General features: G+C 39.0%; 21 protein-coding genes and 1 pseudogene. 4 read left to right on the forward strand and 18 right to left on the reverse strand.

Features of this window, described 5'->3' with window-relative positions:
- Nucleotide 1: 1 nt before the first annotated feature.
- The 15 genes and pseudogenes from AC1Z3K_RS07170 to AC1Z3K_RS07240 form a co-directional block, all read right to left on the reverse strand.
- On the reverse strand, nt 2–475 hold the full coding sequence (locus tag AC1Z3K_RS07170) for a helix-turn-helix domain-containing protein (RefSeq protein ID WP_461732320.1): 474 nt from the start codon (nt 473–475) through the stop codon (nt 2–4).
- A gap of 222 nt (nt 476–697) precedes the next feature.
- Nucleotides 698–1222, reverse strand: a complete 525-nt coding sequence (locus AC1Z3K_RS07175) for a hypothetical protein (protein ID WP_461732321.1) — start codon at nt 1220–1222, stop codon at nt 698–700.
- Nucleotides 1223–1333: 111 nt separating this feature from the next.
- The gene (locus AC1Z3K_RS07180; RefSeq protein ID WP_461732322.1) at nt 1334–1771 is read right to left on the reverse strand and encodes a hypothetical protein; all 438 of its coding nucleotides are present in this window, start codon (nt 1769–1771) and stop codon (nt 1334–1336) included.
- A gap of 65 nt (nt 1772–1836) precedes the next feature.
- Complete coding sequence (locus AC1Z3K_RS07185) at nt 1837–2106, reverse strand: hypothetical protein (RefSeq protein ID WP_461732323.1); 270 nt, start codon at nt 2104–2106, stop codon at nt 1837–1839.
- Nucleotides 2107–2120: 14 nt separating this feature from the next.
- A complete protein-coding gene (locus AC1Z3K_RS07190) occupies nt 2121–2366 on the reverse strand; it encodes a hypothetical protein (RefSeq protein ID WP_426084758.1) in 246 nt (81 codons plus the stop codon).
- A 198-nt stretch (nt 2367–2564) separates the two neighbouring features.
- Complete coding sequence (locus tag AC1Z3K_RS07195; protein ID WP_461732324.1) at nt 2565–3215, reverse strand: acyl-CoA thioester hydrolase/BAAT C-terminal domain-containing protein; 651 nt, start codon at nt 3213–3215, stop codon at nt 2565–2567.
- A gap of 345 nt (nt 3216–3560) precedes the next feature.
- A pseudogene (locus AC1Z3K_RS07200) lies at nt 3561–3906 on the reverse strand (type II toxin-antitoxin system PemK/MazF family toxin).
- Nucleotides 3899–4132, reverse strand: coding sequence for a type II toxin-antitoxin system PemI/MazE family antitoxin (mazE, locus tag AC1Z3K_RS07205; protein ID WP_426084756.1), 234 nt, complete (start codon nt 4130–4132; stop codon nt 3899–3901). Before mazE ends, AC1Z3K_RS07200 begins: the two are co-directional and overlap by 8 nt.
- Before the next feature lie 464 nt (nt 4133–4596).
- Nucleotides 4597–5505, reverse strand: coding sequence for an ROK family protein (locus AC1Z3K_RS07210; protein ID WP_461732325.1), 909 nt, complete (start codon nt 5503–5505; stop codon nt 4597–4599).
- A gap of 13 nt (nt 5506–5518) precedes the next feature.
- Entirely contained in the window at nt 5519–5686 is a 168-nt protein-coding gene (locus tag AC1Z3K_RS07215; RefSeq protein ID WP_426084754.1) for a DUF6903 family protein, read from the reverse strand.
- Nucleotides 5679–7838 (reverse strand): 1,3-beta-galactosyl-N-acetylhexosamine phosphorylase, encoded by a 2160-nt coding sequence (gene gnpA / locus AC1Z3K_RS07220; protein ID WP_461732326.1) that lies wholly within the window; start codon nt 7836–7838, stop codon nt 5679–5681. The genes AC1Z3K_RS07215 and gnpA overlap by 8 nt, the downstream gene beginning before the upstream one ends.
- A gap of 11 nt (nt 7839–7849) precedes the next feature.
- A complete protein-coding gene (locus AC1Z3K_RS07225; RefSeq protein ID WP_426084752.1) occupies nt 7850–8722 on the reverse strand; it encodes a carbohydrate ABC transporter permease in 873 nt (290 codons plus the stop codon).
- An 11-nt stretch (nt 8723–8733) separates the two neighbouring features.
- Complete coding sequence (locus AC1Z3K_RS07230) at nt 8734–9624, reverse strand: carbohydrate ABC transporter permease (protein ID WP_426084751.1); 891 nt, start codon at nt 9622–9624, stop codon at nt 8734–8736.
- 114 nt (nt 9625–9738) lie between these two features.
- Nucleotides 9739–11076, reverse strand: coding sequence for a carbohydrate ABC transporter substrate-binding protein (locus AC1Z3K_RS07235; protein ID WP_461732327.1), 1338 nt, complete (start codon nt 11074–11076; stop codon nt 9739–9741).
- Between the two features lie 124 nt (nt 11077–11200).
- Complete coding sequence (locus AC1Z3K_RS07240) at nt 11201–12016, reverse strand: helix-turn-helix domain-containing protein (protein WP_426084749.1); 816 nt, start codon at nt 12014–12016, stop codon at nt 11201–11203.
- Between the two features lie 860 nt (nt 12017–12876).
- On the opposite strand from AC1Z3K_RS07240, the gene AC1Z3K_RS07245 reads away from it, so the two are divergent.
- Together AC1Z3K_RS07245 and AC1Z3K_RS07250 are read left to right on the forward strand one after the other, a co-directional pair.
- Complete coding sequence (locus tag AC1Z3K_RS07245) at nt 12877–14205, forward strand: EndoU domain-containing protein (protein ID WP_461732328.1); 1329 nt, start codon at nt 12877–12879, stop codon at nt 14203–14205.
- 11 nt (nt 14206–14216) lie between these two features.
- The gene (locus AC1Z3K_RS07250) at nt 14217–14606 is read left to right on the forward strand and encodes a hypothetical protein (protein ID WP_426084519.1); all 390 of its coding nucleotides are present in this window, start codon (nt 14217–14219) and stop codon (nt 14604–14606) included.
- Between the two features lie 443 nt (nt 14607–15049).
- On the opposite strand, the gene map is transcribed toward AC1Z3K_RS07250, so the two are convergent.
- From map to truA, 3 genes are all read right to left on the reverse strand, one after another.
- A complete protein-coding gene (gene map / locus AC1Z3K_RS07255) occupies nt 15050–15799 on the reverse strand; it encodes a type I methionyl aminopeptidase (protein WP_426084518.1) in 750 nt (249 codons plus the stop codon).
- 1039 nt (nt 15800–16838) lie between these two features.
- Nucleotides 16839–17456 (reverse strand): isochorismatase family protein, encoded by a 618-nt coding sequence (locus AC1Z3K_RS07260; RefSeq protein WP_461732329.1) that lies wholly within the window; start codon nt 17454–17456, stop codon nt 16839–16841.
- A 208-nt stretch (nt 17457–17664) separates the two neighbouring features.
- The gene (truA, locus tag AC1Z3K_RS07265) at nt 17665–18405 is read right to left on the reverse strand and encodes a tRNA pseudouridine(38-40) synthase TruA (protein ID WP_461732330.1); all 741 of its coding nucleotides are present in this window, start codon (nt 18403–18405) and stop codon (nt 17665–17667) included.
- A gap of 700 nt (nt 18406–19105) precedes the next feature.
- On the opposite strand from truA, the gene AC1Z3K_RS07270 reads away from it, so the two are divergent.
- Together AC1Z3K_RS07270 and AC1Z3K_RS07275 are read left to right on the forward strand one after the other, a co-directional pair.
- Nucleotides 19106–20026, forward strand: a complete 921-nt coding sequence (locus AC1Z3K_RS07270) for an ABC transporter ATP-binding protein (protein ID WP_461732331.1) — start codon at nt 19106–19108, stop codon at nt 20024–20026.
- Nucleotides 20027–20047: 21 nt separating this feature from the next.
- Nucleotides 20048–20818, forward strand: a complete 771-nt coding sequence (locus tag AC1Z3K_RS07275; RefSeq protein ID WP_426084513.1) for an ABC transporter permease — start codon at nt 20048–20050, stop codon at nt 20816–20818.
- The last annotated feature ends 24 nt before the right edge of the window (nt 20819–20842 follow it).

The raw sequence follows: 20842 nt of genomic DNA on the forward strand, positions 1-20842 counted from the left end.
GCTATTCACCGCCCCTTTCAGGATAGAAGTTATCCATAATTTCTTTCGCCGCCTGCATAAAGGAATCGGCCGGCAGCAACGCAATTCCTTGTGATACTGGCCTTGTATCACCCAATACTACCAATCTCTCGCCAGCTTCCCATTTCAATAAATCTCTCGCTTGTTTGGGAATAACAACCTGCCCTCGTTCCCCCAAGACCGCTGTTCCAAAAAGATGTTTCCCTTTGGGTGCCATCCCGATTTCTTGATTTTCTCCGTCAAAATGAAGCAAATCATCGATTGTTACATCATACAAACCAGCCAATGCGTCACAGTTGATAACGTCCGGAATTGACTCACCATTTTCCCACTTTGCCACAGCCTGCCGTGATACGCCAATTTTATCCGCCACTTCTTCAATAGTCATGTGACTAACTTTTCTTAGATACACGAGATTTTTTTTTATATTGATTTTCTTATTTATAATCTTATTCATACTTTTCATACCTCCTTTACATCTTAATTTTACCGCCTGTAGTAAAGATTACAACCAACTGTGAATAACATTTTTTGTTCTATTTAGTTGCAAAGGATAATCCGGAAATAGCTGCACTTGTGTAATCTTCTAAAAAAGTGAGACAATAATCAGAAAACAACTGATAATTGTCTCACTCTTTTCATTTCCATAGGATTTCTCTCTCAATCAATAACTGCTTTTCTAAGTGACCTTCTTTATCGGAACCCAAAATTCATATCGGCTTCCTTCCTTGGTGTTGAAATTTTCTCTTTCTATCAATACATATTGACTATCCCCACTATCATAACGAATATATCCTTGAGGTATAGCTACATTCTTTTCATACTCTCCACACTGTCCAAGTCCACGCTCCCCAAGCGCCTCCTCTTCAGTCCGCAGCCATTTCGTTGTTACTACCAGAAATTCGCACTCTGGAAATTTGTTTATCTTGTATCCCTTGGGAATTTCATCTACACTTTCACTTTCAATCATAGTGCCAATAAAGTAAATAAGATTGCTGGAGTTGTTGTTATGATAAATAACCATTGGCTGATTATTTTTTTGTTGATAGGGTTTGATCTTGTCAAACCCTCCAGCCTCAAAAAAGTTATTCCAAATAGTAACAAAATCAGCGTCTTCAATAGCTCCAACTATTTCATTTTCTATCCCAAGAAAATGAAACGCTTCTTGCTTTATATGAAAAATTTTAATATCTGATTTACTCAATATAATTACCTCCTATTGGTCTTTTGGTGTGTATCCAAACGCTTTTCAGTCCATTAATTTTTTACTGTTGCCCTTTTCAAAAATTCTTTTGGAAAATCTGACTGTTTTCCTTTAAGGAAATAATTGCCATCTATTTTTCTTCACTAATTGTAGATTTCCTCTATTTGTTTTTGCTAATTCATTCTTAGCTGTAAATTCGAATCCGCTCTCGTTTTCTTTTATTGAATACACCTCTTCTCCCTCGTAAGTAGCTATCGTTAGAATATTTTCATTAATCACATACTGATAGTTTTGATAACCTGAAAATGCAGAGCCTAAATTAGCAGCACTGAGATTCACCTCTTCTTTAGAAAAAGTAACTGTATATACAATCTCTATAGGCGACGTCTTTTTCATTTCCCATGTATTATTTTCTAAAGTAGTTTGCAGGCTTTCTTTCTTAAAAATATAATTAGTACATAGAAATACAAACGCAAGGGCAAAACATATGATACCTGCGATAGAGAAAATATTGAGTGAAAACTTGTTCTTTTTAGAATTTAAGTACATAAAACACCTGCCATTCTACTCCTTTTTAAAAACTTTTATTTATCGAAAGCTTCTAACATCCCTTGCTAGAAGTACTGCGCAAAAAATTTTGATGCCCACAAGCCATACCAGCATGAAAGTAATAGTAAAAATAATTCTAAAAACAGCCAGACTTTTACTGATACTAATAATGCTAACATTACTATTAAAGAGAAAAAAACAAGGAATGAACATGCGTACAATCTAAATATATAGCCAGGATTACCAGCGAATTTCATCTCATTTTTTGTGTATAGCTTCCAGCCTAAAAGGCCAAAACGTATCACAACAGCCTTCTTACTAATGGTTCTTTTCATGCTTCGCCCTCCTTTTAGTCCACTTTGAGAATCGAATATCCTCCCATATCACGGGGCGGATCGTATGTTCCATGCCATCCTACTAATACTCTATCCTTTGTATCCACATAATAAGTTGAACCTTTTTTTACATTAACTATTCCTCCGCCATAGGCAACCTTGAATTCTTCAGTCGCAGTTCGCTCGGCTGCTTCATCCCATTTGTTGCTTGCCGGTCGTATCCCACTATTGCTCGCTGGCGGTGTCCACAATCCAGTCATCTCATCTTTTTCAATCATTTCTAAAACTCCTTTTCGCTACAAACACTTAACGTTCCATGTTTCTTTTTTTATTATTCTTTCCAGAAAAAATAGTTTTAGTTCCAACTTTCATCATTAGCAAGTGCCTGCTCAAGCTGCTTGTTTTTTAATCTTTTGAAGGATAATACCTTCCCTAATTATTAACTATCCCCCCTATTTCTAAGTAGAACAAAAAGAAACAATATTTTTCATCATATCTTGGTAACAACGTTGGCTGATTTCCTCATTTCCACCTAGTATCAGTTTGCTCGTACGATATGGCTCTCCGGTTGAGTGCCCTGCCTCTTCATATATAATTAATTCTGTTTTCAGGGGTTGCCTGCTTTCTTTTATTTCCCTAGCCATTTGATCAGAATGCCAGAGCATATCCTGCCCGCCAGCAATCAGCAGCAGTTCTCCAGCAAAATTTTCGCTTTTAATCCGAGCCTCTTCTTTATTATCACTCAAATGAACACTTTGCTCATAAAGCTTTCGAAATGTCACTGGCTTTTTTCTAATCATTCCTAAGAGATACTTTGCAAACGGAATGATTGTGGATAAATGAAATTCTTTTCTTAGCTTCATCAAAGAAATATATGAAAAAGGCTGTTCTTTTTTAGTCCAAGACGAGACCTCAACACTCATCTCACCTAAACCCAAAAAAACATGATTACTGGGTACGATACCTACAATTTTATCAATTTCATTACTGTATGCACTACCCAAAAGCAAGACTAATTCTGCTCCCTTAGACTCACCGATAACTATTAATTTAGTTGGATTTTTAAATGTTTGATTAATAAGTGTGCTCGCTTCTTCACCTAATTCCATGCGATTCTTTTATCTTAAGTATCCAGCATAACATCGTAAAAGAAAAGCTATTCTTCGTATCTTTACCTCTACCTAAATTAATTTTGTTACTAAATAGCTGCAATAGCTTATTCACTCCTAAGTTGAGCATTTGAAATTATGTATAGGAGGTTGTGACAAAAGTGTTCAGCTCCGAGAAATAAGAAGAATAATACGAAAATAGCTTCTCATATTTTTGAGATTATTCGGCTTATTTCCGAGAAAGCTGCTTTTGGAATACCGTTTATTCGGTTTTAGAGATGTCAAAAGTCTGGGATTTTGTTTATGTCCCAGACTCTCTGTAGTGTTCACAATCACTTAGAAAAGTTAAAAAAATGGAAAATTAAAATTCAACATAAAATATTGTGCGATATTCAAGAATTCTTTCATCTCAATTTTACCAATAACTTCTGCATTACGATTTCCACTAAGTGTGTAATCCAACGAATATACTTGTTTAGTATTAACTTTACTATCCTTTTGTAAGATTTTACTATGTATGGGGATAAAATATGGACGTTTTTTTCGGTTGAAGTAATAGGACAAACAATGATTAGATTCGAAGACAAGTTATATTCATCACGGCTCATAACTAATGCTGGTCGCCTTTTTGAATTTCACTACCTTTAGAAGAATCAAAATTAATAATAACAATATCACCTTGCTTAATCATCTAGCTCGCTGACTTTTGGAACAAAATTCATAGCCAGCTTATCCTCGTCATCTACAAAATCACCTTTTTCTGCATTTTGAAAAAAATCTTCTGCTTTGGGAATTAAAGAGATAATTCCTTCATCATCCTTATAATAGTAAAATTCTTGTCCCTCTTTTACAGCTAATTTGCTCGCTAAAGTAACCATGATTGCATTCCCTTGTTTTCTCGCTTTCACTGTTTCCATATGATCCCCCTCATCAATCATATTTTATCACGTAATTACAATAATTTTTCTTAAAAATACCATTTAACATTACTAATAACAGAATTACAATAAACTATTATACTTAACATTTACTTCAAAGGATTGCTCATAACACATACAACTTTTCAAAAAGATTGATTACAGTCATTAAAAAAATCAGAAAAAGAGAGCAAAGCAACAAATAAAGAATTGCCTTACGCTCAAAATCAAAATACATTTAAGATATTACAGCGAGATAACTTTATCAAAATGTAGACTATTGATCATACTATTCCTGGTTGTTTCTTTATTCATTGACTATGTATTTCCCTATACGAAAAAAACATCGAACTTTTTTGTCCGATGCTTTTTTCGCTTATCGTTGTCTGCTGCTTTTCTTTAGTATCTTTCACTAATGATGTGCTGGTTTATAGTCTTCCTGTTCTATAACCTGCTTCATCCTTTTAGTCTCTATTCATTTCTGCAATGGCTCGCAAACCGGCACCAATGACGCCGGCATTATTTTCAAACTTCGTCATTTCTAATCCTTCAAGACTGGTTTTCTGTGCTTCAATGAGTTCTTTCGCCAGCTTTACCTTCAGTAGATCCAGCATATCAGGATTCTGTTGTAAAACACTGCCGCCAAAGACAATTTTCTGCGGATCAAGGATACAGATTAACGCATAAATACCATGGGTCAAAGAATCGGACCATTGCTGAATCAGCTCCACAGCCTTCGGGTCTTTCCGATGATAGCGCTGAAAGACTTCTTCTGTAGTCAGCGTGCCGTCATTATAGGCCTCTCTGGCAGCTTCTGCCAACGCCGGACCAGAAGCCAGCTTTTCCAGTCTTCCTAAAGACTGCTGTCCATTCCGAACAGGCAGCAGTCCTAGTTCTCCGGCAAAGCCTTTGCCCCGTAAGAAGGTTCCGCCGTTAATAATTGCTGCGGAAATTCCTGTACTAACTGTTAGAAAAACCAACAAGTCATCTGCTGCTAGTCCTGATGTGCCCCACTCTGCATAAGCTGCCTGATACACATCATTGTCCAAGGCAATATGTTCACAATTGGAGTAGCGCTCTTGCAGCCGCGCGACGATTGGAAAGTTTTCCCATGGTAAATTATTCTGAAAAACCGCAATGCCGTTTTTCCGATCGACTAATCCTGGTACGCCAATACCGAAAGAAATCTTTTCTTCATGCAATTCGCTTTTATCCAACAGCTCGTCAATAGCCTGGCACAGCCGCTCATACATTCCCTCTCTGGAGTTTATATTGCTGGGAATTCGAACCTCGTTTGTCACCTGTCCATCTTCAAAGACCAGACCTGCGGCAATTTTTGTACCGCCAATATCAATACCTATTGCCTTTTTCATATTATTTCCTCCGCTACTGATACTTTCTATTATAGTCCCATAGCAACACAAGAAGTCCTATTAAGCCCGCCAGCATAGCCAGCAGCCCAGAATAACCAATATGCTTCTGACCTAGAAAAACCAGAATCAGACAAAGGAAAAAGACACCTGCTTTTAATCCAGAGATCAATCGTTTATCCATCATAATCCCTCCAAATAATTTCCCCTGGTTTCAGTTCAAACACTTCATGCTTCCCGCCTATTAAATAAACCAGCGCCGTCTCCGCCTGATTATGATTATTAACTACTACATATTTTTGAATACCAGGATAGGCATGGACTTCAACATTTGGGTTTTCGCTATACCACTCATTTAAACGGTCTTCTTGACCTGCTGCATAAAATAATGCCCGCAGCAGTAAATCACTGTTCTCCGGAGAATATGGTAGACCACTGATGTACACACTTCGTCCTCTTCCAAACTGATTCGCTGCCAGTTGAACTGATCCTTCCTGAATGTTAAGAATCTCCGTTTCAGTATGAAGTGAAAAAATATTTTTCTGCCCTTCACCGAAATCAAAGCTTTGGCAATGCTTCGTGATGAAATGCTCTGGCTGCTCTTCATGAAAATATTTATCTGTTGATAAAGAGAAACCTTGTTCTTTTTCCACACCCAGCAGAGAAGCCAGTTGGAAGTAACGTCCATTCTTTTGAAAAGCACTAGGCTCTCCTACACCAATGAAACCGCCGCCCTGATTGACCCATGAGAAAATCGTCTGAATCAGCTCAGGGTCTTCCCATGCTGCTCCGCCTGAGTATGCTGTATAGCCATCACCTGCGTTGATTAAAACATCAATATCCTCAGGTATTCCCGCTTTGATTTCATCAAAGGTAAAGAACTCTACTGCAACTTTCTGACCAGATAAGGCTTCAAGAATACCGTTATAGCTATAGATTTGCTGATACCATAAAGCGTGAGCGACCATATGAGTCTGCCATGAACGCAGTTTCCCCCAGGCATTGACAATCCCTATCTTTAGCCCTGTATAAGGTGCAACATCTTTGATTTTTTCATATAAATCTCTAAATTCATCCGCTACTTCTGCAATATACTCGACAAAATCCGGGAACTGGTTAGCCAGACTCAAATAGCCGCCGTAGCCAATTCGATCAACCGGCTTTCTTAAGATAGCGCGGCGGGCAGTCAGCCAATTCTCTCTAGCCTCTGCAGTGGGATCATTGCCTTCCTTGAAAACATCTGGAAAGAAGTAAGGCAAAAATCTGCCTTCTGTATACTTCACATGAGGAATTTCAGATATTAACCGCAATGTCGTACCATTCCCTACACTGCCCACAACCGCATCTATACCGATATCCTTAAAATACTTACCGTAAGGCTCTGTGCCAATCCAGTTATCACCAAGAAACATCATCGCTTCTTTGCCGCTCTCATGAGTGAGATCTACCAGCGCTTTTGCTTCCTCTGCGACAAACTTCTGAATAAAATCAATATAGTCCAGATACGCTTGGCTCGGTGTCCTAAAGGTAGAATTATAATAGCCTTCGTCCACAAAATCCTCTGGCGTCAAGGCATACCCTTTCGCCTTTTCAAACTCCTGTAGAGCAGCAACTGATACGGTGCCGCCATAGCCAAACCAGTCAACAAATTTCTCTTTGCCCAGCTGATTGAAAAACAAGGTGAAGTGATAAAAGAAGGTTGTAAAACGAACCACATCTGTATCTGGATTTTCCGCCAGCCAATTTTTCAGAAACTCTGCCATATATCCTTTTGAAAAATCCTTACGTACATCAAAGGGAATATCATGAGGCTTATCGCCCCAGTCATTTGTTATATGATTATACATCTGTGTTGGATCCCAAATCATGTACGCTAGAAAAGACACCGTATATTCATGAAATGCAGTGATATTTTGTACGATTACTTGATTAGCTGCGGCTTCATAGTGCCAGTCAGCTGCTGGAACGACTTCTCCTGTTGTCCGGTCACGAACCTCCCAGAAATGCTTTGGGTCGTCATCATAATTGGGCTTGATTTGTTCTTCAAAAAATCCATTGAGAAAAGGAATCGTTACTGTTGCATCTGTTGCCGTCACACGCTCACTAAGGAGATACAGCTGCTGGACTTCTTCTAAATGCTCCTGAATGAACTCATTATGCCCCCGGGCAACAAAATAGGTAGTGTAGATTTTTGCTTTCAATTGTTTGAGTCCTTCATCCAGCTTGGTCCCGTCGCTATCCCGAATGGCATCTGCTCCCCAAAGCTTCATCAGACGTTTCGTTTCTTCTAAGTAATTTCCTTCACTGGGAATTGTCACTCGTCCCTTATTTGTCATTCTAAATCCCCCTATTCCTTATTTCCGCCAACGGTCATTCCTTGTGTCAATTGCTTTTGCACAAGAATGTAGAGAATCAGTGTCGGCAGCATAACAATCACTAACCCTGCATAGAGCTGACCATAATTAGCAGCCGCCTTTTGCCCAGCCATTAAATTAATTAGTCCTACAGAAAGGGTTTTATTTTCACCTGGCAACAGAGTCAGTGCAATGATGTACTCATTCCAAAAGCTCAGGAAATTGAATAGAATCACTGTGATAATACTTGGCTTTGCCAGCGGTGCCATAACAACCAGTAATGTCTTGAAAAAGCCGGCGCCATCGATATAGGCTGCTTCCTCATAAGCTGTGGAAAGCGTTCGGAAATAATTCGACAGCAGGTAAATTGTAAATGGCAAAGCAGTCGCTGCATAGACTACTGCCAAAACAAAGAGATTATCGATGAGAAAAGCACTGCCGATAGTTTGGCGCAGTGCATTGTCGCCGTCCAGCAGCATCAGGAAAATAGGAACCACAATATAATTAGAGTTGATAAACAGCCCCATCATAAACAACGTATTCAAAAATCCTCTGCCTTTGAATTTAAAGCGGGCCAGCACATAGGCTGCCGGCAGCGCTACAACAATTAAAATGACTAACGCAGTTAATGTTACAATAACTGAATTCAACATATAGGAACCCATATTGGCTTTTTCAAAAGCACCTATGAAGTTCTCAATATAGAAGCCCTTCGGCATTGACCACGGATTACCATAAAATTCAGAATTTTCTTTGATTGAAGCGAAAAATACCCAAGCGATTGGAACTAGAATGGATACAGCTAAAGTAATCAGCGCAACATAGACAAAGATTTTATAGACTCGATTGCCGTTCTTTGCTTTCATATCCATTCCTCCTAGAATTCGTAAACTTCACGTTTGGTTACTTTGTTTAGTACTGCCGATAAAATAAATGAGAAGGTAAACACAACTACCCCAATTGCCATCCCATAGCCATAGGAAGAATTGGTATATGCTTGTTTATACATGTAGCTCAGGAATACTTCTGTTGAGCCGTCCGGTCCGCCGTTAGTCATTGCTTTTACTAACAGAAAACTCAAATTGATGGTACTGATGACAAAGAAGGTCAACGTTGTCCGAATCGTATTCCAGGTTAGCGGCAGCGTAATATCGAAGAATTGCCGGAGTGCGCCTGCTCCTTCTAGAGCAGAAGCTTCATACAGACTTTCAGGAATAGAAGCCATCGAAGCCATGTACATCACCATGTAATACCCAATCGCTTGCCAAATCAGTGCAAAAGCGATGCTGTAAATGACAATTTTCTGATCGCCAAGCCACATCTGCTGAAGATTTTCCAATTTCAGCGCCCCGAAAAGATTGTTCAGCAAGCCGCTGCTGGGGTCATAAATAGCGGAAAAGATTGCCGCAATAACGACTATTGATAAAATATTAGGGATATAGAAAATTACCCGGAAAAGATTCACTCCTTTGAACTTCTCCCGTGTCAGTATGGAAGCAAATATCAGCGCCAATAATAACGTAATAATAGTAACGAGGACAATCAGCAAAATTGTATTTTGAAAGGACCGGAAGAAAGCCATATCCTTAATTAGAATCTTAAAATTATCCAAACCGACAAATGTTTTTTCAGGAGAATAACCGCCCCATTTAAACATCGACATGAAGAAGACATTGACTGTCGGATAGACCATGAAAATCAGAATCAGCAAAACTGCCGGAATCAGACAAAGCGTAATAAAAATCCGCTGCTGCTTTTTTCTGTTCATCTGGACCTCCTCCTTTTTTATATATTTTTAAATTTCGGCTATTACAAATTTTTATAAATTATTTTTATGACTAGGAAAGGCCAAGGCAGCAATGTACCTCAGCCTTAAGACAATCTATTCAGAGGCCTCTCTTAATTTATCAGAAGCTTCAACAACGCTATCCTGCCATTCCTTCACTGTTTTATCGCCGGAAACCACACTGTTGATTGTTTCAAACAAGGTATCGCGAATACTTACGCCTTCAACGCTCGCTGCATTGGCAAAGCCGCCCATAACAGCTTTTGCACCGTCATCATAGATACTGTAAAACAGCTTATTGTCTCCAGTTAATTTATCGGACATCCCTTGAATTGGCTGGATTGCGCCGACTTCCATAAAGATATCTGCCGCTTCATCAGAATACAAGTATGCAATAAATTCTTTTCCTGCGTCCTTATGCTCTGCACCAGACGGCATCCAAACCTGTTCAAAGAAAGTATAAGAATAGCGGTCGCCGCCTGTGCTTTCGGCTGGCAACGCAGTCATGCCCCATGAGAAGCCGTCAGCTCGTGGCGCATCCTTCATTTCTTCTGGAACCCACGTTCCATTTGGCATGAAGATTGTTTTATCATCTAAAATCATCTGTTGATTCTTAGTAAAGTCTTGATCATTGGCATTTGCAACAGTGGTTGGTGCAGTGTATTCCGCCAGTTTTCCAACGATTTCAAACGCTTCTGTTGCTTCTTTTGAGTTCCAGGCACCCTTTTCATAGCTCATTGCTTCGTTAAAGAATTCTGGCCCGCCAGTAGCTGATAACAGACTGTACATGAAGGAATCCATATAGCCTGTTGTTGGATAAGTGAAAAGTGAAATATCTTCTTTTTTCGCTTTATCTCCTAATGCCCACATCTCATCCCAGGTCTGTGGTACTTCCCAGCCTTTTTCTTCTAGCAAGGCTGCATTATAAAACAGTCCAGTAGGTGAATAGAACATCGGTGCCAAATATGTTTTTCCATCATTGTACGGATTAGTTGCCAGTGTATCTGTAAAACCGGAAATCAGTTTGTCAGAAACCTTCTTCTCTTCACCAGGAACAGTCATTGATAAAACATCAGTCAAATCTTCTAGATTCTTATCCTTGATAAAGGTTTCTGTAAGACCCGCTTCACGGCCAGTTGCCAGTAAAATCACATCCGGGTAATTGCCGGCTTTCATATTCGGACTAATGACATCCTCCAGCTTCTTGTCAATCGTCAATTCAACTGTTACATCAGGATTTTGAGCTTCATATGCTTCTTTGATTTTATCCCACATGTCTGCACCGTAGGCAGATTCTAAAGCTGCTACTTTGATGACTTCTTTTCCATCCCCGCTATCTGAAGCACCTGTATCCGAGGTTTTACCGCCACCACATGCACTAAGTGTTAATGCAGCTAAAGCTAAAACAGAGGTCAGACCTAAAAATTTTTTCATGATTGACTCCTCCTATATTTGATGGTTTCAGTATAACAGGTTGGAAAGCGCTTTATTTTTGAACAATTGCTGGTTTTTTTATAATTATTGAAGAAAACCCTTACAATAAATATATTGAAAACAATCATTGGATACCTCGATGCATTTTCCGGTACTTCATCGGTGAAACACCCATCTCTTTTTTGAAAGCCTGATTAAAGTAAGACTGTGAAGTAAACCCTGTGATTGATGCAATATCTGCAATTTGATAATCCGTACTCTCCAATAGCTCCCTAGTGTTTTCAATTCTTTTTTTCATCAGATAGTTCATCGGTGTCGTGTGATAATTTTGTTTGAAGGTATGAATGATATAGTATTTATCTAAATGAATCGTTGCTGCAATATCCTCCAGTGAAAGCTGTTCTTTAAAATGCAGGTCGATAAACTCCTTGATTAGCACACTGTCTTTACTGACGCTTTTGTTTTCCACCGGTACCAGCGTAAATTTCTGATCCCGATAGATTTTGATGACTATCGTTTCTGCCAACCGCTTTAGTGCTGCTTCATAGCCCCAGCCTTTCTGATTCATTTCAGCAATAGCAAGCTTCAAAAATGGCAGTAAATCTCCCATGTGATCATGGAAAATGAAATGCTGTTTATCTCCTGATGATTTCTTTTCAAATTTAATATTATTAATCCCAATTACTACATACCACAAAGGATATTCTCCAGATGAGGTTTCGGTATGCTGAACATAAGGATTGACGATGATGATATCCCGATCCTTTATTGGATACTTTTCATTTTCGACGATAAAATTGCCCTTTCCGCTTAGAACTATCAGTATCTCTGTAAAGTAATGGGAATGGATAGAAGAATGCCACTCCTCTTCAGAATATTTGGATTGTCGTATATAAATCAGTTCACTCTTTTTTAACAGGTTATCAATATCTTCAGTCATTAATTCCGCCTCCATTCATACATCTGAATCATATCGGTAATTGAAAGCTCTTTCAAGTGAATTCTTCAATTATTTGTTATCTTTTGATGCTCTTCTTCAGTGGATACTCGCTAAGATAGTAATAAAAGATATCCAAGGCTCTATCGCCGAACAAACGGTGTTCCAGTCTTGACATACTTCGAGAATCGCAACGCAGTGAGAACCATAGACACGCTTGTAGGAATCGAATGTTTCGGCTTGAAAAACATTTGATCTTAGCGACAGCAAACGCACTCCACTTCGTTCCAATCTCATCAATCTCTAAGTAGACAATCCCCTAAGAATTGAAGGACTTCGCTACGCTACGATAGCATCAATATCTACGTGCTAACGCACTAGAATTGGCGTTCTCAGAAATAAGTCAAGCGACACTAAAAATAGGCGCTGCTCCAGATAGGGTTCAATTAGCAGCTACTCGGTTCTCTCACAGTATTACTTGGCAATTTTTGATTCGTCCACCTTATTGTTGTGGTACACCGCAAAGGACGCTCGGATGTTTATCAGTACCTACCTGCTTCTCTAAGCAAAACACTTCTGTCCTATCCTCATTTCAGAATTTTTTTAAAGTCTACTTTTTATTTTTTTTAATAAAGGATTAAAAATATAAAGTATTATTTTTTTATGATTTATTAAAAATTGATACTCCACACAACGAACCATTTGTTATAATTAATTATCTAAATAAATAAAAAGATATCAAAAAAGTGTTATTATATTTTCGAGACAGAGTTGGGTCGGCTCATCTATTCCATATAATAGGAAGGGTGTTCGATTAACAGTTAGAAAAAGCAAAGAGGTTAAAAATAAAAAGGAGGAAAAGGTTGGATATAAAGTATAATGCAGCAGATTGGCAGGCGTTGAGCGAGGGTGTAGGCTTTATCGAAAGCATGGATCTCTTTTCTATGCTGAAGGAAGCCGACCGTCTCAGTGAACAGGCTGAACAGGCCTGCGCCGCCTATGATGCCGACCGTGCCATTCAAATAGATACCCCAGAAGGAAGCTATGAAGAGCTAGCCAATAGATTTGTCCTGTTAAATTTGGCGATGCGGCACATTCCGGATCAATTGTCAGGAGGAGTGGATTATCCCTTTGCCTCAGCGATGGATCAGGTCGTAGAAGGAATCAGCAACATGGATTTGATGGGCTACAGTACCAGTGCCAAAGGCTACTTTCCAGATCAGGCATTTCAGGGAACAAGGCATAAGAGTCATGTCACACTGGGGGATATTCTCGCAGGAGATACGACGTTAAACGATTATTTGAAAGATGAGTTTGCCCGAAAGAAAGACGAATGGGGCGATCTGACCTTTGAAGAATACCGGGCCGCAAACTTTGCGAAAGGCTCCTTCGATTACTCTTCCCACCACGATCAGATCAAGGGCTTTGTGGTAACGATTGCTGTCAATGGAGCCCTCCTCTTTTTCCAACCGAAGCTGCCGTTGGCCATTGCCAATACCCTGGATATGATAGGAACTGTCACTAATGCGACCGAGGCATGGACAGGAAAAGAGCTGATTACTGGAAGAAAGCTATCCACAGGAGAGCGAATACTCAAAGTCTCGTTTGCGGTCTTGGAAGGATTTATGTTAGGCTATAACGGAGCTAAGACGGTTAAGGGAAAAGTAACTAAGGTTCCGGAAATAGATGGGGATGCAGGAAGTACGTATCATGGACAGACGGTTAGAGGGAAAAACTATCATGTGAGAATTGGCAGTAATGCTGAAAATCATTTGAAGAATGCTGAAAAAATTACCGGAAAAACAGTAAGTGGCGGACATAATTTGAAAAAATTTGAAACAGCACTATTAAGTTTAGACTCTACTATTGGTTTAGATGATTGTATTTTGAGAAAAACACCTCATCCGACTATTTCTGGAGTTTATGAAATTGAATATCAATTACCAATGCAAGTTTCTGGAGGAGCATTAGCGCAACCGATTAAATATAAGAAAGTACAATACCCTAAAACAGTATATGACCCGAATATGATAAATGATGCTCAAATGATAGCATGGGGGAAGGAAGCCATGCAGAATGGTATATTTAATCAAAATACTGGAGAAATAATAGGTCATGCTTCTAATGGTTTAAAATTTAAAGGTTATATAAAAGAAGGTGCAGTTACTAACTTTTATCCTATACTAAAATAAAGGAGAAATATATGTGTAGAGTTATTAATGATAAATCAGAAATAGAAAAGTATGTATATTCATTTTTCTTTTGTATTTCTGATATACAATTACAAAGAATATTATCTAGGTTTGCAAGAAAAGAAGGTTTCGGTGAAGAATTTATGGGATTTCTATTTAGTGACGAGATTGATGAATCATTCCACGCCTATGGAAAATTAAAAAATAATCAAATTCTATTTTCAATTGATCAACCAGCAGCAAATGAAGATTGTGAGGCATACTTAAGTTTTGAAGAATTTTATAAGTATATTGAAACAGCTATTAACAGGGTAATACAAGATGGCTATGAAAAATATGATGAATTGGAAATCAGAAAATTATTAGCAAAAGTCAAGCAAGCTTTAAATGTGCTACAGTAGGAGAATTTAGTAATGAATACTATTTAAAGTAATCTACAGTTCATTAAAACTAGTTAGTTTAATAAGTAAAAAAATTAGGGACAGTATTAGTATTTTTATTAGCACTGTCTTTTAGTATAAAACATTCGAGTGAAGGAAGTAGTTGAGTGGTCTACAGCCAAGAATAAACTGACCCAGACACTCCATTGCCTGATTTGGCAGTACAAAGACGACCACATGCAACTATAGGTGGAAAGTATGGAGCAAATCACGGAGATTCCAACCATTATCCAGATGTACACCAACACGTATTTACTTCTCAATGGGATGGAAGTATATTTTTATGCAATTTAATATGTCGAGGCTTCTCGATATATTTTGAAACCTTTTATAAGGCGCTGAAAGAATAGACTTGTGGAAGCTATTCCTTCAGCGCCTTTTGTCCAATAGTAGCGTTAGTTACCTTAATTTTGCCCCGTCATAATCACCGGACCTTCCTTAGTAATTGCAATAGAATGTTCATATTGAGCACAATACCCGCCGTCAATCGTACGGGCAGTCCAACCATTGGGGTCCATCACCATTCGCCAAGTACCAGTTGTAATCATTGGTTCAATGGTCAGTGTCATTCCTTCCTTTAAACGCAGTCCCTTTCCTGCAATTCCATAGTGAGGAAAGAAAGGCTCCTCATGGATTGTCGGGCCAATCCCATGTGCGATAAAATCTCTGACAACACCATATCCTTTCGACTCTGCATAACTCTGAATTGCATGACCAATATCACCTACCCGGTTGCCAATTTGTGCTTGTTCAATCCCTAAGCGTAAGGCTTCCAGAGTAACCGCCATTAATTCCTGATGCTTTTCGGATATCTCTCCAACAGCATACGTCCAACAGCTGTCTGAAATAGCCCCATGAAGATCCACACAAAAGTCTACTTTAACAACATCTCCAGATTTCAACCGATAGTCCGATGGAAACCCATGGCATATTTCTTCATTCACACTAGTACAAGTAGCATATTCATAGCCCTCAAATCCAATTTGAGCAGCTGTCGCACCGGCTTCCTCTATCTTCTTATGAACAAACGCATTGATTTGATTCGTTGTAATTCCTGGTACAATCAACTCTCTCAATTGTTCATGAATACCAGCTAAAATCGCTCCAGACTCCTTCATCTGCTCAATTTCTCTAGTTGATTTTAATGTAATCATTTAAAACGCTCCTCTATTAATAATATGTACACGCTTAGGTTGCAGCAGAAGTCTTCTGTCTCGAAAACCAAATAGGTATCGTTCAACATCAGCTCGTACCTCACTATGTATCTTGGCAATAATGAGTAATCGAGACCTATTACTATCGCAGACCCTGCTTTTTCAGCAAAAGACTAGCTGGATTATCTCACTTTAGCTACAATCATTCAACCATTTTTATTTTACACTGCTTCCCAATGCAAGGGCTGCTACATGAATAAACGAAATACATCTATTATTTATGGGTCTTCACGTAGACCTCAGAAAAATGAGATTTTTTACACCTGCCGGCAATTCAGGTCTGGGAAATGGCATGCATCTTTTTTACAAACTACATATTATTGAGGAGCTTTGACATAAGCTTGTCTCAGTCTCATAAAACCGGATAAACAATGTTCCAGTCTTCGGATGCTTCGAGAAGCGCAACAGAGCGAGAACCGTAGACAAGCTTGTAGGAACCTAATGCTTTGTCTCGAGAATTGCTAGGCTCATAGAGATAGCAAGCTCACTACACTTCGTCCCGCTAGCATCAACTTCTAAGTGCTAAGAGTTGAAGTTCTCGGAAATAAGCCGAATAATCTCAAAAATATGCGGCGCTCCAGGTCGATATCAATCCACAACTACTCAGTTCCCTCGTAGTGTTTCTTGACAAGTTTCGGCTTATCCTTCTTATTACTGTAAAATACAGTGAAAAACGAGCTGACATGAAACTTATCTACTTGCTTCTCGAAGGTAAACACTTTCAACCTCGCCTTTTGTAGAAACAAAAATAAGCGAGTGGAACAATAGTCAGAAGGAAATCTGATTATTATTCCATTCACTTTTTCACTCTTACAACTGTACAACATACAGCTTCTTTTTACTCATTCAGCTGTCACTGACCACTGAGTCTTTTCTACTTATACCATACATAGACAACCTGAGTTTCTACAGTTCAACAAATAAAAGAAATGGCTAGGCTTAGATACGTCTGTTTCACAATATACTCCTGATTTTCCGATTACCTCAAATTAGAAAAAGCACCAAACTTAGTCATCAGCTCATCGAAGCCTGGTACAGTTTCTTCTCTGTTCCAGTCTCTTTGCAGCTCGCAGGCTAATTGAGCTATCGTTGTTAACTGGGCACCGGCTTGTTCTACACGGCGTAAGGCAGTCTCGTGAGCCAGTAAAGAGGTTCCTCCAACCGCATCTACGATGGGATAGACTTCATAGCCTTCCTTCAGTGCATCCAACGTTGGAAAGGTTAGGCAAGCTTCTGTCCATAAAGCAGCAATCAGGATTTTTTTACGTCCGACTGCCTTTACAGCAGCATTATACTCCTGATCCTCCCAAGCGTTGATTGAGCTTCGATCATAAGACTGAACGCCCTCGCCAACAGCTTTCTTCAATACAGGAATTGTATCAGAATTCCAGCCTTTCTCCACATTCACCGTTGACAGCACAATAGGAATACCGTAAAGCTTAGCTAGTTCAATCACAATTTCAGTATTGCGAATCAGTTCTGAACGATTCATTGAATTAATCGAATTGATTTGTGTCGGCTGATAGTCAATAATTGTTAACACCGCATTTTCCGGTGAAAGCAAATGATCTTCTGTTCTTTTTTCATAGCTTGACATATAATCCACTCCTCTACTTTCGTTATCCTTATTGTACTGCGGATAAAGAAAAAGCACGAATCATCTGCTGGAGAGCAAAAATAAAAATTGATGCTCCTTCTACTATCCTCCTAGCAAGCGTACAAAAACACCTCATCACTCTTTTGAGCTTTGAGGTGTTTTTCTATCTGAGCCTTTCAAGGATCTCGTTGGAGCTTCTCCTGTATGTCTATTTATAATAAACTTCATCCAGAAAAAGCCCTTGTGATGGCACTGTCATTCCGGCATCACTTCTAATTTTCCGTTCAAATACCTCATCGATTGTTTCCAATTTCATCGTTCCTGTACCAATTTCCAACAGTGTCCCCATAATAATTCTCACCATTTTGTATAAGAAGCCATCTCCAACAAATGTAAAATGAAGCAAACCAGCTTCTTGTTGAATCGAAAGCTCATTAATCGTTCGAACGGTTGATTTTTTTGTTTTTTTAAGAGAAGAAAAACCAATAAAATCATGTGTCCCTATTAATTTCCGACAAGCCTCATTCATCAGCTCAAGGTCTAACGGCTCTGCATAGTGAAAGCTGTAATTCCGTTCAAATGCAGAAGGAATCACTTCATTCCAAACATAGTAGCTATATTTCTTCCCCGCTGCATTATATCTGGCATGAAACCGTTCTGGCACTTCTTCCAATTTCTTCACCACAATATCACGAGGCAGCTGGTTATTTAGCGTTGTCAGCATCTCTGCTAAATCCACTGTCGCATCTGTTTTAAAATTTGCAACTTGTCCTTTAGCGTGCGCTCCGGCATCTGTTCTACCCGAGCCGATAATTTCAATCTTCGTTCCAATAATCTGGGAAAGAATATGCTCAATTTTCCCTTGAATCGTTTTGTCTGAATCGCCAAGTCTTTGCCAACCAAGATATCTTCCGCCGTCATATTCAATAGTTAATTTAATATTTTTCATCGTGTTTCTCTTACCCCTCATTATTTATTTGACTGTTTCACAGACACTGCTAACGTTTTTTACGATATGAAAAAAAAACAGTCTGGCCATTTTATGTTTTAGACCAGGTTGTATGCCAATCACTCATCACCTTGAAACATCTTTTTAAAGGCTATTTCTTTTTTTATTTCTCTACAATCCAGACTTCACAATATAACGTATCTTGATAGGCGAAAATTGTCAACTAGAATTAGGCCTATCTGAAAGCTTTAGAGTTGAATCGTTATATAGACTAGTTCTTAAAGATAAGTGAAATTAGTTTTTCCAAGAAATAGTTATCAAAACAGCGCATACCATTCTGTTACTATAGTTTATATGCCGCCTAAGCTGTGTTTCCTTTCTTAATTTTCACAATAATCTCTGAAAAATTCAGAGACCACTCCACTTTTTAACGCCCTCTAGCTTAAAATAGGAACTACTTTGTCTATTAATCCTCCTTCACGTTTTAAGAAATGCAACAAAAATAAATGTAAGAGCTACTTAGCTTTGTAAACCAGAAGATTAATGATAAAATAAAAGAATCGTGTCTACGAAGGAATTTGTCTGACCGTTAAGGTTTGGTCCTTTAAAACTGGTGTTTATGGACTGGTTAGATATAGAAATCTGCAAAAGTTTTCTATATCCTGATTTCTTCAAAAAGGAAAAGGAGATAGCGAACAAAATGACCTACGCATTAGAAATAACAGATTTAAAAAAAGTATATGCCTCCGGCGTCGAAGCGTTGAGAGGAATTAACTTAACCGTAGAAGAAGGCGACTTTTATGCTCTCTTAGGTCCAAACGGTGCTGGAAAATCAACCACAATCGGTATCATTACTTCCCTTGTCAACAAAACTTCAGGGAAGGTGAAGGTTTTCGGCTATGACCTGGATACAGAGCTAGTGCTCGCCAAGCAGCAGATTGGACTGGTCCCTCAAGAATTTAACTTCAATCCCTTTGAAACAGTCCAGCAGATTGTTGTAAATCAGGCTGGCTACTATGGGGTCTCTCGCAAAGAAGCTTTGAAGCGCAGCGAAAAATATCTGAAGCAGTCTGATTTATGGGAAAAGCGCAACGTGCGTGCTCGAATGCTTTCTGGCGGAATGAAACGCCGGTTGATGATTGCCCGCGCCTTGATGCATGAACCTCGCCTGCTTATTCTGGATGAACCAACTGCTGGTGTAGATATTGAGTTGAGACGTGAAATGTGGGATTTCCTAAGAGAATTGAATAACAGCGGTACAACGATTATTCTAACGACTCATTATTTAGAAGAGGCAGAAATGCTCTGTCGAAATATCGGAATCATTCAGTCTGGGGAGCTGATTGAAAATACTAGCATGAAGACGCTTCTATCAAAGCTGCAGTTTGAAACCTTCATCTTTGATTTGGCTCCTTACGATAAGCAGCCTGAAATCACTGGTTACAAGAGCGCTTTTGAAGATGATCAGACCCTAGCTGTAGAGGTTGAGCGCAATCAGGGCTTGAATGATTTATTTGATCAGCTTACGAAGCAAGGTGTCCACATTCTATCCATGCGTAATAAGTCCAATCGTCTGGAAGAACTATTCCTAAAAATCACAGAAGAAAAATCAATACGTTAGTACAAATAAGGAGAACAAAAAATGTTTAATCTATATTTCACTGCTTTAAAAAGTCTGGCAGTAAAAGAAACGAATCGTTATCTGCGCATCTGGGTGCAAACACTGGTGCCGCCTGTCATCACCACATCCCTGTACTTTGTCATTTTTGGAAACCTGATTGGCGGACGAATCGGACAAATGGCAGGCTTTTCCTACATGGAATTTATTGTTCCCGGTCTCATCATGATGTCGGTAATCACCAGCTCTTATTCTAATGTCTCTTCTTCCTTTTTCTCTCAGAAATTCCAGAAAAATATTGAAGAAATCTTAGTTGCTCCAGTCCCTACACATATTATTATCTGGGGCTTTGTTATCGGCGGGATGGGACGAAGCATTTTAGTCGGCACACTTGTCACTATTATCTCATTGTTCTTTGTGCCGCTTCATGTTTACTCATGGTTCATCGTCATCCTTACCTTGCTTATGACTGCTATTTTATTCTCATTAGCCGGCTTACTAAACGGGATTTTTGCTCAATCCTTTGATGATGTATCAATTGTCCCTACATTCGTTTTACAACCGTTAACTTACCTTGGCGGTGTATTCTATGCTATTTCTATGCTGCCGCCTTTCTGGCAGGCTGTTTCAAAAGTTAACCCTATCGTCTATATGATTTCAGGCTTTAGATACGGCTTTCTTGGTGTTCAGGATGTTCCAATTGTCATTTCGATGACGATTCTCATTCTGTTTATCACTGTACTTTATGCCGTCTGCTGGTACTTGATTAACAAAGGCCGAGGCTTAAGAAGCTAACGAAAAAATAGTCAAATAAAAAAA

The sequence above is a fragment of the Enterococcus sp. LJL128 genome (genome assembly GCF_056924295.1).